This window comes from Parabacteroides goldsteinii (assembly GCF_020091425.1).
GTDB classification, from domain to species: domain Bacteria; phylum Bacteroidota; class Bacteroidia; order Bacteroidales; family Tannerellaceae; genus Parabacteroides; species Parabacteroides goldsteinii.
Map to the genome: position 1 here is coordinate 3,732,954 of NZ_CP081906.1, position 15,955 is coordinate 3,748,908.

General features: G+C 45.3%; 8 protein-coding genes and 1 pseudogene. 1 reads left to right on the forward strand and 8 read right to left on the reverse strand.

The window, feature by feature from the left end; translation table 11 throughout:
• The 6 genes from leuD to K6V26_RS16505 all read right to left on the reverse strand — a co-directional run bounded on the left by leuD (position 1) and on the right by K6V26_RS16505 (position 8,982).
• A complete protein-coding gene (leuD, locus tag K6V26_RS16480) occupies positions 1–591 on the reverse strand; it encodes a 3-isopropylmalate dehydratase small subunit (protein ID WP_128134139.1) in 591 nt (196 codons plus the stop codon).
• Positions 592–790: 199 nt separating this feature from the next.
• Positions 791–2,185 (reverse strand): 3-isopropylmalate dehydratase large subunit, encoded by a 1,395-nt coding sequence (gene leuC, locus K6V26_RS16485; RefSeq protein ID WP_224263335.1) that lies wholly within the window; start codon positions 2,183–2,185, stop codon positions 791–793.
• Positions 2,186–2,203: 18 nt separating this feature from the next.
• Positions 2,204–3,700, reverse strand: coding sequence for a 2-isopropylmalate synthase (locus K6V26_RS16490; RefSeq protein ID WP_007654474.1), 1,497 nt, complete (start codon positions 3,698–3,700; stop codon positions 2,204–2,206).
• 351 nt (positions 3,701–4,051) lie between these two features.
• Positions 4,052–5,476 (reverse strand): L-fucose/L-arabinose isomerase family protein, encoded by a 1,425-nt coding sequence (locus K6V26_RS16495; RefSeq protein ID WP_224263336.1) that lies wholly within the window; start codon positions 5,474–5,476, stop codon positions 4,052–4,054.
• Between the two features lie 107 nt (positions 5,477–5,583).
• Complete coding sequence (locus K6V26_RS16500) at positions 5,584–7,668, reverse strand: glycosyl hydrolase (protein ID WP_224263337.1); 2,085 nt, start codon at positions 7,666–7,668, stop codon at positions 5,584–5,586.
• A gap of 150 nt (positions 7,669–7,818) precedes the next feature.
• The gene (locus K6V26_RS16505) at positions 7,819–8,982 is read right to left on the reverse strand and encodes a purple acid phosphatase family protein (RefSeq protein WP_007654480.1); all 1,164 of its coding nucleotides are present in this window, start codon (positions 8,980–8,982) and stop codon (positions 7,819–7,821) included.
• Between the two features lie 1,269 nt (positions 8,983–10,251).
• Between K6V26_RS16505 and K6V26_RS28640 the strand changes: the two are divergent.
• Positions 10,252–10,527: pseudogene (locus K6V26_RS28640) on the forward strand (helix-turn-helix domain-containing protein); the annotation flags it as partial.
• Between the two features lie 89 nt (positions 10,528–10,616).
• Here K6V26_RS28640 and K6V26_RS16510 read toward each other — a convergent pair.
• Complete coding sequence (locus tag K6V26_RS16510) at positions 10,617–12,206, reverse strand: RagB/SusD family nutrient uptake outer membrane protein (RefSeq protein WP_007654482.1); 1,590 nt, start codon at positions 12,204–12,206, stop codon at positions 10,617–10,619.
• A gap of 18 nt (positions 12,207–12,224) precedes the next feature.
• Positions 12,225–15,503 (reverse strand): SusC/RagA family TonB-linked outer membrane protein, encoded by a 3,279-nt coding sequence (locus tag K6V26_RS16515; protein ID WP_010802214.1) that lies wholly within the window; start codon positions 15,501–15,503, stop codon positions 12,225–12,227.
• Positions 15,504–15,955 lie beyond the last annotated feature (452 nt).

Genomic DNA, 15,955 nt, shown 5'->3' on the forward strand with positions numbered 1-15,955 from the left:
TTACTTTCTATTTGCTTCGTACGCTTCTATCTTCGACTTATTAGCCAGCAGGTAATCGATATCGTCCAGGCCATTTACCAGGCAATCTTTTTTATAGGCATTGATGTCAAAGGATTCGCTTTTGCCGGTTGCGTTGTTGGTGATTGTCTGCGCGGGCAGGTCGATTGTCAACGTTGCTTCCGGATCGGCTTCGACAGAGGCGAATATCTCCGCCAGGAACTCTGGAGAAACAACAACCGGAACAAGGCCGTTGTTCATCGAATTGTTCTTGAAGATATCGGCGAAGAAACTGCTGACTACCGCCCGGAAACCATATCCGGCAATCGCCCAGGCAGCATGTTCGCGGCTGGAACCGCTACCGAAGTTCTTCCCGGCAACAAGAATCTGACCTTTATAAGTATCCTGGTTCAATACAAAGTTGGGATTAGGGTTACCGGCTTTGTCATAACGCCAGTCGCGGAAAAGATTATCGCCGAAGCCCTCGCGTGTGGTTGCTTTCAGGAAGCGGGCCGGGATGATCTGGTCTGTGTCGACATTTTCCAAAGGAAGGGGGACACAGGTCGATGTTACTATCGTGAATTTTTCTTTCATTTTATACTGTCTTTATTTGTTGTATTTACGTCTTATAAAACTACGGACGTTACATAGATGACGATACGCCCGTATCATGGACCATCCCTATCGGTTGGTACACATCGTACCTATCGGTAGGGACAGCCATTACCTACCAATAGGGACAATCACTACCTACCAGTAGGGATAGTCTGTACCTATCGGTAGGGACGATCCCTTATACGTCCCTAGGGTCGGTGATCATACCCGTTACTGCCGCAGCCGCTGCAACCAACGGTCCGGCCAGGATGGTACGTGCACCCGGTCCCTGACGGCCTTCGAAGTTACGGTTTGAAGTAGATACGGCATATTTGCCTGCCGGAACCTTATCTTCATTCATGGCCAGGCAAGCCGAGCAACCCGGCTGACGCAGTTCGAAACCAGCTTCTGTCAATACCTTGTCGATGCCCTCCGCACGGATCTGGCGTTCCACCTGCCAGCTACCCGGAACCAGCCATACGATCACATCGTCGGCTTTCTTCTTTCCTTTCACCAGGGAGGCAAAAGCACGGAAGTCCTCGATACGGCCGTTCGTACAACTTCCCAGGAAGACATAGTCGATCTTTTTGCCCAATACAGGTTCACCGGCAGTGAAGCCCATATAGTCCAGAGATTTCTTGTAAGAGATACGGCCGGCCTCATCTACGCTCTCCATTGTCGGAATATTTTCGCGGATGCCCATTCCCATTCCCGGATTGGTTCCGTATGTGATCATCGGGTCGATATCTTCTGCATGGAAAACGATTTCCTTGTCGAATTTGGCATCGGGGTCGCTGTACAGTTCGCGCCATTCAGCCAGTTTCTTTTCCCAGGCTTCGGCACGGGGAGAAAATTCACGGTCTTTCAGATAGTCGAAAGTGACCTGGTCGGGAGCGATCATACCACCGCGGGCACCCATTTCGATAGACAGGTTGCAGATGGTCAGACGTTCTTCCATCGTTGTGTTGCGAATAGCTTCGCCGGCATACTCAACGAAATAACCGGTAGCGCCGCCTGTTGTCATCTTACTTATAATGTATAGGGCGAAATCTTTTGCCGTTACACCCGGTTTGCGCTGGCCGTCGATGGTGATACGCATCGTCTTCGGCTTGCGCTGCATAATACATTGAGTAGCCAATGTCATTTCTACCTCGCTGGTACCGATACCGAAAGCAATTGCACCCATGGCACCGTGGGTAGAAGTATGAGAGTCACCGCAAACGATCGTCATACCCGGCTGAGTCAGACCTGTTTCCGGTCCTACTACATGGATGATACCGTTTTTAGGGTGTTGCAGACCGTAATAAGTCAGGTTGAAATCCTTCGCATTCTTTTCCAATGTATCCACCTGGTTCTTGGAGACAGGGTCTTCGATCGGTTTTTCCTGATTCAATGTCGGGATATTGTGGTCCGGCATACAAGTGATCTGCTCCGGTCGGAACGGCTTCAGACCACGGGCACGTAACCCCGCAAACGCCTGCGGACTGGTTACTTCGTGGCAATACAGACGGTCGATGTAAAACTGGATCGTTCCGTCGGGCAGGGTATCCACCACATGTTTCTCCCAAATCTTTTCGAATAATGTCTTGCTCATTGCTAATTATGTATTATGTTATTTTACGAACTTGTTGATTGCGTCGATAAAGGCTTCTACGGAAGCGGCGATGATATCGGTATTGGCGGCAAAACCGTAGTAATTGTTTCCGTCGTATTCCACCTGCATATGGACTTTACCCATGTCGTCGCTACCTTTATTAATAGCCTGGATGAGAAATTCCTGGATGGTCATCGTGCGGTGGATAATCGACTTCACGGCTTTGATGGCTGCATCCACCGGACCGTTGCCGGAAGCGGCTGCTTCAAACTTTTCACCGGCGATATTCAGGCAGACGCTGGCGACAGACTGTAAGCCGACACCCGATGTAACCTGCAAATATTCCAGTTTGATACGGTGCATGGCAGTGCGGTCTTTTCCGGCCAGCATCAACACATCGTCGTCATTGATATCTTTCTTGCGGTCAGCCAGTTTCAGGAATTCCTGATATACCTTATCCAGTTTTTCCTGATCCAGTTCCACACCTAAAACACTCAGGCGGTGTTTCAATGCGGCCCGTCCGCTACGGGCGGTCAATACGATTGCGTTATCGTCGATACCCACATCCTTCGGGTCGATAATCTCATAGCTTTCACGGTTTTTCAATACACCGTCCTGGTGGATACCGGAAGAATGGGCGAAAGCATTACGTCCGACGATCGCCTTGTTGGGCTGAACCGGCATGTTCATCAGGCTGGAAACCGTACGGCTGATGCCATAGATTTTGGTTGTGTTTATATTGGTTTCGATACCACGTTCTTTGTGGCTACGGAAGATCATGGCTACTTCTTCCAGCGAAGTATTACCGGCACGTTCGCCGATACCGTTGATGGTCACTTCCACCTGGCGGGCACCGTTCAGGACACCCTGCACGGTATTGGCTGTTGCCATCCCCAGGTCATTATGGCAGTGGGTGGAGATGATTGCATGCTGGATGCCATCCACATGTTCCATCAGATATTTGATCTTTTCACCATATTCGTCAGGCAGACAGTAACCGGTCGTATCCGGGATATTCACAACGGTTGCACCCGCTTTGATCACCGCCTCCACGACACGTGCCAGATAGGCATTGTCCGTACGTCCGGCATCTTCGCAGTAGAATTCTATATCTTCCACATATCTTTTGGCATATTTGGTGGCAGCGATGGCGCGTTCCAGTATCTCGTCCTGGTTGGAGTTGAACTTATAACGGATATGGTAATCGGAAGTACCGATACCGGTATGGATACGTCCGCGTTTGGCAAATTTCAATGCTTCGGCAGCCACATCTATATCCTTTTCAACCGCACGGGTCAAAGCACAGATAGTCGGCCAGGTAACGGCCTTGGATATTTCAACCACACTGTTGAAATCGCCCGGACTCGATACAGGAAATCCTGCCTCAATCACATCGACGCCCAGTTCTTCGAGTGCTCTGGCAACCTGAATCTTTTCAATACTGTTTAACTGGCAACCCGGCACTTGCTCACCATCCCGTAATGTGGTGTCGAAAATAAATAATCTGTCTGACATAGTTTTTATCATCTTAAATTTGTTAATATTCTTTTGTTCATTCATAAAAAAAGCCTCTCTCACAAGGAAGTGAGAAAGGCTCTTTTATATCTTCATGCATCAGAAAAGCACGTACAGTCTCACTTCCTATCCCGTTCCCAGAGTAGAATAATGTTTAGAGAAATAATGAGACTATTTGCTATATTCTGTTTCATTGTCATTTTTATTTAACGCTGCAAAGATACAGCCTTTTTCTAAACCACCAAATATAAAACGATATTTTTTACACATATTCTCTTATAAACTGAAAGGGGAAAGGCTTTTGAATTAATAAATCATTACTCAGACTTCCTTACTATAACAGTCTCCCACCTATCCTACCCTGATAATCGGTATATCCAGCAGGAATGCGATTTTCTCCAGTTTATCTACCTGATGTCCAAGCCCTATCGCACAATGATGGGAAGGTCCCGCCTTGCTCCAGGCGTCGATAAAAGCACGGGCACCACAGGCAAAACGATAGCGGCTGTTCGTATTTCCGATCTTCAAAGTCGGTCCTTCCACCGACTCCCCTTCGGCTGCCAGCAGGAAAACGCCGTCTTTCCCTTCGCAGACGGATAGTAAAGTAACAGGGCCATGTTTGACCGTCATCTGAATAGACAATCCTTTACCTGGTTTGCCATGATAAACCGGAAGCGGAACCAACCGGACTTTTCCTTCCGCTATGGTAAAATGAGCCGGACCGTCATGCCCCAACATAACGATATCATCCTTGAAATCGAGGGCATAAAATTCAGAGAAAGAGCCACCTGCGCCCAACAAAGACAGGATCTTCATTGCCTGTACATTCTTCACTTCACATTCGCCGGCAACAGGGATCTCGCGTCCGGTCAGCAACGTGTTCCCGGCAATGACGGAAGTCACAATATTCTCATAATCATTTCCGGCATAGCCTTCATAATAATAGGCCATCGAACCCAGGTCGTGCGCCTCGATCAGCCTGTCTAGGGCAATGGATGTCCGGGCGGCACGTTCCAGCTCACCGGCTTCGCATTGCTCGTCGATCTCGAAACAAGCGTTGAATTCATCCAGTTTGTCTTTTACATCTTCATCGGTAACGTTGTCGCGGTAGGCTTTCAGTTCGCACATCTCTACGATTTCCACATGCGTACCGAAAACAGACGACTGCCGGGTCAGGTCGGTATACACATCGAGCATCCCGCAATAATAATGGCCCAGGATTCCCATGCGGTTATTCTTCATCCTATTTACCACACGGGCGGCATCGATCCAGCCGTTTATCTGCTTCCACACATATTCTTCCTGCAAATAGCCGCTTACGATTTCATAAGGAATACCGGCGCGGTTGAACACGCTGGCAAATTCAGGTACGGAACAGGCCTGGCAATGTGCCAGCCACTCACCGGTCATTTTCCCCCTGTCACCCAAACCGTTTATATATTCATAGTCGATTGCCGCAACGGGCTGGATATTTAAGAGAATAACCGGGACCTTCACACGCTGGGCCAACGGCAGGACCGTCGAAGATAAAGCATAGGTAGAGATAAAGACAAACAGAAGGCTGATATCTTCCTTCTTCAGATCTTCCGCTGCCTCAACAGCTTTTACCGGGTTATCAGCAATCCCGGCGTTAACGACTTCGGTGTCCGGACGGGACATCTCCGATGCGATCCAGTACTGATATCCGCAAAGACGTGTGTATAATCCTTCAAATTGGGGCCAATACGTATCCAGGCCCAGTCCAATCAGGCCGACTTTAGTTTTTCCTGTTTTCATGGTATCTATTTTTCTATTATAAAATGTTATCAATAAGGAATACGGACGAATGCTTTTCTACCGGTAACGTAACCGTTGTCGTTTCCATGCCGGAAACACGTTTATGTTCATATGCCACCTTCATCCGCTGTCCAGTATGAGGGTTCAATAAGACAGGTTTCAGCTTCCCTCGCAACACGACATTTGCCTGATAGGGTTGCTTTCAAATTGGCAAAATAATAAACAGACTGATTTTTCAGTTCCTTATGAATGTAATTCAATTCATGCCCTGCTTCAAAGGCCACGTCAGGAACAGGATAGGAATCCTCGATTGCAGTCTTTAAAGCATCCGGTCCAGGTTTCTCTACGAAAAAGGCTTTACCCGCAGTTGCGTAGGAAGCATTGACACCTAATATACGGGAAATGATGTCTTTCACCTCCTTGTCCTGTCCCGGTTCTACCGATTTCTCCGGCAACTGGGTTGTAAATATGACATTCCCCCCGGATTTAAAGAAAGACTCGACCTGTCGTAAAGCCGTTAACGATATTGTTTTTACTCCGGGAATAATAATCAACCGGAAAGTTTCTTTGTTCACCTGATTGTCGAGGTGCAACAATCCTTTTTTCACACGGCATTTTGTAGATAAGACCTCCGGATGCAGATAAGTGAAATCACGCCCGAGGGTATCAGTCAATAAAGCCGAGACATGTGTATAATCCGTATTCGGGATCATTACCCCGCCTTCATAAAATCCCAGTTCCCCATCCATCACATGTTCTCCCTGAAGAGATTCGATCGGATAAAGGACTGCTATATCGGCGACATGTCTTCCTTCCTGCCGCAAAATATAGTTGAGACGGGACAGGAACTTATTAAATGCCGGAAGTGAATCGCGGTACAGTTCGTTCCGCCAGGATAACTCAGGCAGGAAAGTAACATTCCGATCATTATACCAGACAGCATGTGGGATAAGCGTATTGACCCCTTTCGTATATTGTTCCATGGCTATGTGGTAAAGCTCTTTTACACTGATATTCCCCATAGCGCCGTATGTTTCGGACATTACCTGGCGTTTGTCCCAGTTATAGGCAGAAGAAGAAACCACTTTATAAAACAATTCGGTCGGACGGCCTCCGCCAATTTTGTCAATACCGGGAATCCCCATATATTTCCCGCATAACATCAAGTCACCAGAAGTACCCACCGGATTTGCAATCTCTTCCTGATCCTGATGACCGGTAGAGTAAATGCCATGGGCAGAAGCCCATTCACCGATTATTTTCATAAAACCTTCGGAATACAAATGGGCACGCAAGCCAAACAGACGGTTCCGCGCAGATTGCGTTTCCTCCCCGATGTCATACCATAATGCCGGATACAGTAATTCGGGAGATTCCCCGTAACGGGAGATAAATTTCTCGTTAAACGCGTCTGTCCAGATACGTCCCTTAGCCCGGTACAGGGTCGGTTCATCAAAAAAAGTTTCTATGATCGTATTCCCGAAATAGGGAGAGAAACGGTCATAATATGCCTGATGAGTTTCTTTTACAAACAGCCTGACGGCTTCAGGGTCCAGATAATCCACATTCGGGTCGCCATCTTTCACACAGACGAAAAACATGATCTTCCAGGCTCCTTCCGGAACTTTCCATTTGAGTTTACCGGAACGAATATATTGTTCCAGCGAAATCCGATGCTTCGTCAGCGTGTCCATTGCAACGACCGACATCAGTTTTCCGGCAGGAACGACCTGTTCGAATGATTCGCCGACAGCTACTTTATACTCCATTTTGTCCAGCCGCTTGATCGTGGCATCCGGATATTTGTTCATGAAGCGAGGTACCCCATCCGCGTTGATGGCTCCCATACTTCCACTCGGAAAACCATACTCATCATACAGGGACATATGCACATCCAGTTTCTTGGCTTCCTCTATAATCTTGCTATAAAGATTGAAATAATCGTCTGACAGATATTCCGGCTTGAAGTCTTGCCCGAAAGGAAGGATTGCACAACCGCCATACCCGTCTTTTCGGATCATCTGACGGAATTGGTCCAGCAATTCGTTTTCATTGACCGTCGCATTATTCCAAAACCACAAAGGAACAGGCTTATATTTATTCTCCGGATTTACAAAAGCTGACTCACTGACCTGGGCAGATACTCCAAACGAGACAAAACACATACATATGACAAAGAAAATACCTTTCATTAAAGATTCTATTTAGGTTATACCAATGATTACCGTTTTTATGATTGTACAAATATAGAACCTCTGCTTCAACAGGTTATTTTCAAAACTGATTCTATTCTTCCTATTTTTGATAGTTCAGCCGGAGGATGTTTCTCCCATCTATATGTCTTATTTGGTTATTGTCAGCTTATCCACCTCTTTCCCCTCCATGTCCAGTATCCTGATGTTTAATTCTTTTACGCCTGCTTCCGCTTTCAGCACCGTATTATTGGAGTTTACAATAACCGGAAAACGAACACCGTCTTTCGGTTCATTCCGCATATACCGGTGAAGGTGGCCGCAAAGCATGAGATCGACACCGGCATTATTGAGTAAGGGGATAAACTTTTCGGCAACTTCCTGCTCACCATGCCAACCACCGAACGGAGGCATATGGCAAACTACGACTTTAAACGGTGCTTCTTTATACTCCTTGCTTTCAAGTACCTTCTTCAACCATTCCGCCTGTTCCGTACGATACTGGTCATAGACTGTTATGCCGGCATATTCAAGATCCGAATCCGGTTTATCTTCGCCACTGTCCAGGATAACAAAGCAGACAGGTCCCTGGCGGAACATATAATAGATGTGCTCCTGTTTCGGAGAGAAATAGTCCTGGAATGCGGTAGCAAAGGAACCGCGGGTTTCATGGTTTCCACGGGTATAGTACATCGGTATCTCGGAGGCGAAAAGCTCGGTTGCCTTATCCATAAAGCCTTCGAATATTTCCTTTTCATTGTTAAAAATAGAGACCATATCGCCATTGAACAGAAACATATCGGTCTTTTTCAGATCGCAATGGGAAACCAGTTTTTCCAGCACATCACTTTTTCCGTGGATATCGTTGACCATGGCAAAGTTCACGGATTGCCTGCCATGATCGCTGGTCAGGAACGTCAGCGGTTGCTTGCCGTAAACAGACGTTGCCGCCACATTCCCGTAAATCACCCGCCAGCCGACATGGCTTAACACTTCCTGCGAATACACCCGGTAGCGATAACGTGTGCCGGGCTTTAACCCTGTCAGATGCACAGAATGGACGGTAGAGGTCAGCTTGATGCCATTCTTCGCATTAAAGAACTTCGGACGTTCCGTCTGATAATAATGAGTTCCGTCATCAGGAGCCAGTTCCACCCAGCCGATCGAAGGCTTGTTTGCAGTCCATACAACAGTGACTTCATTTTCTCCCAGATTTTGCAGATAAGGGGCATGCGTTATCTTTATATCATCCTGGGCATAAGCAGAAAAAGTGATTAATACAGACAAAATAAACAGCAAACTGATTTTATTCATGGTATATCTTTTTAAGTTGTTAACGATCTCCTACAAAGATACATTCTTCATTTATTCCGGCAAACCCTACCGGGATTAAATCCCGTTATCTACAGGAAAGAAGCACACCTTCACAGACACGCCTCTCCTTTTATGACTGATTAAACTATACCAAAAGAATTTGGTCCATTTCTTATCAGATATGAACTATCCTGTCCCCGTGCTTGACACGGGGCCGCAGAAGAACAGGCAGTATCAAAAGATACATATAGGATACGGTTTGTGCTTTTGCGTTCCCGTGTCGAGCACGGGAACGGGATAGTTCAAATATTTCTATATTGAAACATCCTTTTGCTGCGGTTGCCTTGTTTACTATTGATGATTTACTTTTTGGGATATAAAAGCCAAGTCCTATCCGGAGAACATACTATTGGATACAAAGCGTCAGGAGAGTTCCTGGAAGTTAAAGGATTGTCAAAATGATATTTTATGTATGTGCTGAAGGAATTGTACGGACAAAGGGAAATGTCGATCTGTTTTTATAGAAATCTCGCCGACTTACCTTTATTCGCTTTGACCTGATTGTTGCAATATTCATATCACAAAAAATGCACATTATCTATGATTGTTACCCATATATCACATCTATTCATAATTTATTAACATATTGCTATTTTACACACACATCAAAAAACGGTTGCTCTGGAAATAAAAACTGTCTAAAAACATATGATTTTCTCTTTTAAAAGCACTAATTGAGGTGTTTTCCTTCTCTAAACGAATAAAAACTCCACTACAATAGAAATTTATCTCAGTTTAAACGAAATTGAAATCTGTTTAAACTAAAATTTTCTTCGGTTTAAACGAGATAAAAAGTCGATATCAGATATCTGTTATGTTAATAAATGTATGCTTCCCTTTTCTAAAATGAACAAATAAAAAATAAGTCTGTTTCCTCCAAAGGCCATTTACACTCATAATATTCATATATCATTCATTTTTATATCATTTTGATTTTGCCGTCTGTTTGGTTACAGGAAGTGAAGTTTCCATACGACTCTGATTTGCATCGACCGTTTCACTGATATCATGTTCACTATTATCGGTTGAAAGAGAAACTATTTTTCGCAATGACATACGTTTACTGGTAATTCTGGATCAGGTGAAAATACTGGATTCCACGCATCGCCAGCGCCTGACCTTTGATGTGTTTTTTCTGTGGTACAAATATTATCAGGCAACTCTTTCCGATATTTATTATGAGAGATAAACCGGATTTATTTTCTACTAACCCTTTCGACATACGAAAAAAGAAGTAATCTGGAGCCGGAAGTAATCGAAAAGATTGCCAAAGCATTAGATATACCCGAAGAAGCAATTACGGAACTAGGCGAAGCCACTTCCATTAATATCTTTTCCGGCACCTGGCAAGATAATGCTAATTGCCAGAATTATAATCCTACATTTAACCCCTTAGAAAAAGTCGTTGAATTATACGAACGTTTATTGAAAGCGGAGCAGGAGAAGGTGGCCATGTTACAGGAAGTGCTAAAGGACAAAAAGTAAAACAGTGAACATCAAATGTTACAAATAAAAGAGAGGGAGGCATGTAATAAACACCTCCCTCTCTTTTATTTATTTACAACAGATGAAACTTACTGCCCGCTCCACGGATTCTGATCTGATTCGGAGATCGCATCATTATTCAGGATTTCCATTTGCGGGATTTGGCAGAAGAAACGGTAATCGTTCGACTCCAGCGTCCCTATCGGTTGCGGATCGAGCGCATTATATCCGTTCAGATACTGCATGCCCCATACGTAATGTCCGGCAGGATTAGTAGTTGATTCACCGATACGAACCAATCTCTTTTGCAGGCGCACCAGGTCATAAAAACCGGCTTGTCCTTCACAGATCAACTCTTTACGGCGTTCCACATAGATGTCTTCCAGCAAAGCTTCGCCTCCGGCATTGGTTGTCGGGGTAGCATTACGCGCCACCTGCAAACGGTTCAGCAGATTCAAGGCCTCACCGGAGTTACCTTTTTGAGCGGCAGCCTCCGCCATGATCAGTAGCATCTCAGCTCCGCGCATCAGACAGACTTCCGGACGGGTGGCACTTTGAATAACGCTTCCGCCGTCTTCACCATAATGCTTGTATTTGTCGAAAGCCCATTTTGTATTGATTTCCGTATTCGCATTGTTCGTACGTTTCCAGAACTGGTAACGGTCTTCTTTTTCTTCAAATAGTTTCACAAACTGCTCATCCACGAAGTAGTCAAGGAACGAGTAGATAGGACCATCGGCATAACCCTCGCCGTAGCTGGCATCCTGGTTATACCAGAAATTGAACTGCGTACTACCGCCCAGGTTATTATCGGCGGTATATTTCATGGCCCATACCACTTCCGCATAATTGCCGGAGATCATATCGTCGAAACCGGAACGGTATTGTTCGCGGGTCATCAACTGGCTGTGCTGGTCGTAGACGATCTTGGCTTCATTGTAAGCGCCGTCCCAGTTCTGCATCACCAGATAAACACGGGCCAGGATTCCCGAACATATTTTGGAGTTGATCAGCCACATATCGTCCGGATTATAATCGGCAAGCAATGTTTTAGCCGTCGTCAGGTCGGACACAATCTGGGTATAGACTTCCTCTACGGTAGAAAAACCTTTATGGGATTCATCATCGGAAGAGGTACGCAGGATCACCCCACGCTTGCTTTTAGCTATCGCATACGTCTGCTGGTAATTCTGGATCAGATGGAAATACTGGATTCCACGCATCGCCAACGCCTGGCCTTTGATATGTTTTTTCTGTGTTTCATCACCGGCGGCGGCATCCACATTGGTCAGGATGATATTGGCACGGTTGATCACATTATAGCACATCGACCAGATTTTTGAGGCATTTCCGTCAGCCTGTGTTTTTGAGTTGGAATACTGGTATGCTGTTACCTGATCACCTCCCATATTGGTATGGCTGATCACGTCGGCACCACTCGCATCGACATACATCTGGAATCCGGGAAGACCGGCATACACACGGTCACCTTTATCAGTATTAAAATACAGCTGCTTATAGGCTGAAGTCAATACTTTTTCCAACTGGGAGACATTCCCCAGTACATCTTCATCGTTTACTTTCACGTAGGAGCTGGTTGTCAGGTCGTCGTTACATCCGGTCAGGGCCATACCAGCAAAAACCAGGGACAGGAAGGATATATTTATAAATCGTTTCATAAATATCATTTTTTACGTTTACAATGTGATTTGAATACCGACCATATACAGTCTTCTCGAACCCTGAATACCGTTATCGGTTTCAGCATTACCGTTATAACTGTTACCCATTATACCTGTTTCGGGGTCTGTGTAGCGTTTTTTGGCAGGACCGAAAGTCAACAGGTTATTACCGGTTACATAAACACGCAGGTTTTCTACCAGGGCCTTGCGGGTAAGGCTCTTAGGCAGCGTATAGCCTAATGTCAGGTTTCTCAGACGCCAGTAGTGGTTGTCGAATACGAAGTTATCTGCATATTTTACCGTCGCGCCATACTGGTTGTACGACCAACGTGGGATAAGCACATCCGCATCGCCCGGCTGACGCCATCTGTCCTCAACCAACTCCTGTATCACACCGACACCCGGACGGTTCATGATACGTTCTTTATATGTATAGTCCGATATTTTGGAACCATAAGAATAATAGAACATGAACGACAGGTCGATCCCTTTGAACTGGAAGTTATTGGTGATAGCACCGAACACTTTGGGAATCGCGGAGCCACAGTACACAAAATCGTCTGTCGTTACTTCTTCCTGCTTTTCCGTACGTTTCCAACCGCCGTTACCATCGCGGATCAACCAGCCGGGTACTCCGGTTTCCGGATTAACACCGTCGTACTGGGGAGCGATAAATTCATACAGAGACTTGCCTTCCTCCATCTTGTAGGTACAGGCGGTACCAGAATAAGTGTAAGGACCTGTAGGCAAATAAGTCACCTCATTTTTCAGCGTACTCATGTTGGCATCGATATCCCATCTGAAATCTTTCGTTGTAAGGATATTCGCATTCAATGTGATTTCAATCCCGCTATTACGCAGGTCACCGATATTCATATTATACCCGGATGCACTACCAACCTGGGCAGAGAGAGGCAGTTCCTTATAATACAACAAGTCATGGGAAGTACGGGAATAATATTCCACTGTACCGCTAAGTCGGTTGAATACGGAAAAATCTAAACCGATATTCCATTGCTGATTACTTTCCCACTTCAAGTCCGGTGTCGGATAGGTAGATGGTTTTAAACCGGATTTCAGATACAGGTCATCACTTTCATAAGTACCCTGGTATCCGTAAAGGACTTCATCCCCTGCCTTACCATTCGATTCACGCACGATCAGCTTATCATTACCAGTCGTACCGTAACTACCACGCAACGAAAGGTTATCAATCCATTTCAGGTCTTCCATAAAACCTTCTTTCGATATTCGCCATGAACCGCCTGTCGACCAGAATGTACCCCAGCGATGATCGGAGCTGAAACGGGAAGAACCATCCTCACGAAGCGAAGCGGACAAGTAATACTTATTCAAGAAGTTATAATCGACTTTACCGAAGAACGAAAGCAGAGAGTATTTATCACGTCCGCCGGAAACACCGAAGTTCTTGGTGGTATTCGATAATTCATATTTACCCAGTTCCATGATACCTTCACCCCAACCTTGTTCGTAGTGGGAGTCCCAGGTATACCACTCATGTCCGACCAGACCTGAAATCGTATGGTCACCAATCATCCATTCACCAGACAATACATTATTCCAGGTGGTGGAACGTTTATTGAAATTATAACGGCTGGCATAACCACCGTCTGCCAGTATAGAAATACCATAAGGTGCAGTCTGTCCGCTGCCATGTACGGCGGAAGTATATTGCATGGTACGATACCAGTAATCGTCAATATTCAAAGCCGAACGGAATTTCAGGTTGAAAGGAAGAGTAAACTCTGTATTTACCTGGGCAGACAGGATATGCCCCATATTGTTATCGAAACTGTCATCGTTCGGATTATCCCAATAATCACCCGAGTTATTCAGGATATGGGCACCAAAGAAGTTATTGGTATATTTACCGTAACTGTACATCCGTTCCCCTGTTTTTTCAGAAACGACCCAACCGGTATTATCTTCATTACGTAACCAGGGTGAAGACAAAGTCGTCGTAAAGTTAGCCGCACGGCTGGCACCACCGGAAAGGTTCTGGCGATGACGCGAATAAGAAAGGCTACCGGCCACTTTCCACCAATCGAACAACTCTGTACTCAGGTTGGTACGGAAAGAATAACGTTTATAATACTGCCGGTTACCATATCCCTGGTCGTCCAGATAACCGCCGGAGAAGAAATAGGCTGTTTTTCCACCATTGGCCTGACCACTTATATCCACACTATAATCCTGGCGCAGTTTACGGGAGAAGATAGCTTTGTAGACATCCCAATCATCTTCATCCCAGACATATTCCAGATTAGGATTCATGTAAGGATTCCCATTGCCGTCATGCAATACGTAATTTTCATTGATATGTCTGAACGGAGTGACATAAATCAGATTACCATTCGAATCTTTTGTAGCCTTTACCTGTTTGGTCAATGCCTGTGACGAAGCATAATCGCCCGCCTGTTGCATATTCATGCCGTCATAAAGAAGGGCATCATAATACAAGGCATACCAGGTATTTTCCAGCTGCTGGTACGGATCGGCTTTTTTCGGATTCTTGACAGCATTATCCGAAGTACCCCAACCTCCGCGGAAGTTAATACGCGGTTTTTCTGATTTACCCCGCTTGGTTGTAATCATTACGACGCCGTTTGCTGCACGCGAACCGTAAAGCGAAGTGGCCGCCGCATCCTTCAGCACCGTCATCGATTCTATGTCCGTAGGATTGATCTGATTCAGTTTTCCATCGTAAGGCATCCCGTCCACAATATATAACGGATCGGCCTTTCCGGACATGGAAGCAATACCACGGATCTCCACACGGGCATCAGCTCCGGGGTTACCCTGTACATTCACAACATTCACACCGGCACTCATCCCCTGCAATGCTTCCGCAAAGCCGGAGCCCATGATCTTTTCGAGTTTTTCAGCTTTTACAACGGAGGCCGATCCGGTGAAGGTTGATTTCTTAGCCGTTCCATAGGCTACGACAACGACTTCATCCAGGTCCTGTGTCGCATCACTTAATTTTACATTTAAAATAGATTGCCCGTTCCAAGTGATCTCCTGAGTGGCCAGGCCGACAAAGGAAATAACAATAACCGCTCCCCGCCGAACATTATCCAGCGTAAACTTTCCATCGATATCGGTTATCGTACCGATAGTGGTTCCTTTCACTACAACAGAAGCTCCGGCGACAGGTCCCATCTGGTCCTCTACCAGGCCGGTTACCTTATTACCCTGTTGTACTACCATCGTTTCCGGACCTGTAGGATTGGCAGCAATCGCACCTGCCGCACCTAATAATACAGAAATCATTAGTGATCTAATTAGTTTTGAGTTGGTCCACATAGCTAAATTCAAGTCTTTAATTAAATAAAATTAATCACAATAGCGTTCATTTCATTAGAGGTTACACTTTTCTAGGATAAAAGTGACTGGCATACATTGCAATAAAATAAAGTTAACTAAAACAAAGATATACTGATCATTACGCACAACACCCTTCTATATTTCCACTCTACAAACTACAGTATCTCCATCAGCAAATATAACTTATCATTATTTAATACAAGCATAATTATGTATATTTATTGCTCTAATAAATATATTTTAACCACCATTTAATTGATTTTTTTATCTAAAATCCACATTCAAACAATGACATACATATTGGGATGAAAAATCAATAACAGTTGCAACCAAAAACATTTTTTAACCATTAACGCATTACATAAACCATAAAAAAACGGCAACCCGAAAAGCCGGAT

Bases quoted from the DNA above. Each gene is read 5' to 3' on its own strand.
- leuD (WP_128134139.1), bottom strand. From the start codon at position 591: ATGAAAGAAAAATTCACGATAGTAACATCGACCTGTGTCCCCCTTCCT.
- leuC (WP_224263335.1), bottom strand. From the start codon at position 2,185: ATGAGCAAGACATTATTCGAAAAGATTTGGGAGAAACATGTGGTGGAT.
- K6V26_RS16490 (WP_007654474.1), bottom strand. From the start codon at position 3,700: ATGTCAGACAGATTATTTATTTTCGACACCACATTACGGGATGGTGAG.
- K6V26_RS16495 (WP_224263336.1), bottom strand. From the start codon at position 5,476: ATGAAAACAGGAAAAACTAAAGTCGGCCTGATTGGACTGGGCCTGGAT.
- K6V26_RS16500 (WP_224263337.1), bottom strand. From the start codon at position 7,668: ATGAAAGGTATTTTCTTTGTCATATGTATGTGTTTTGTCTCGTTTGGA.
- K6V26_RS16505 (WP_007654480.1), bottom strand. From the start codon at position 8,982: ATGAATAAAATCAGTTTGCTGTTTATTTTGTCTGTATTAATCACTTTT.
- K6V26_RS16510 (WP_007654482.1), bottom strand. From the start codon at position 12,206: ATGAAACGATTTATAAATATATCCTTCCTGTCCCTGGTTTTTGCTGGT.
- K6V26_RS16515 (WP_010802214.1), bottom strand. From the start codon at position 15,503: ATGATTTCTGTATTATTAGGTGCGGCAGGTGCGATTGCTGCCAATCCT.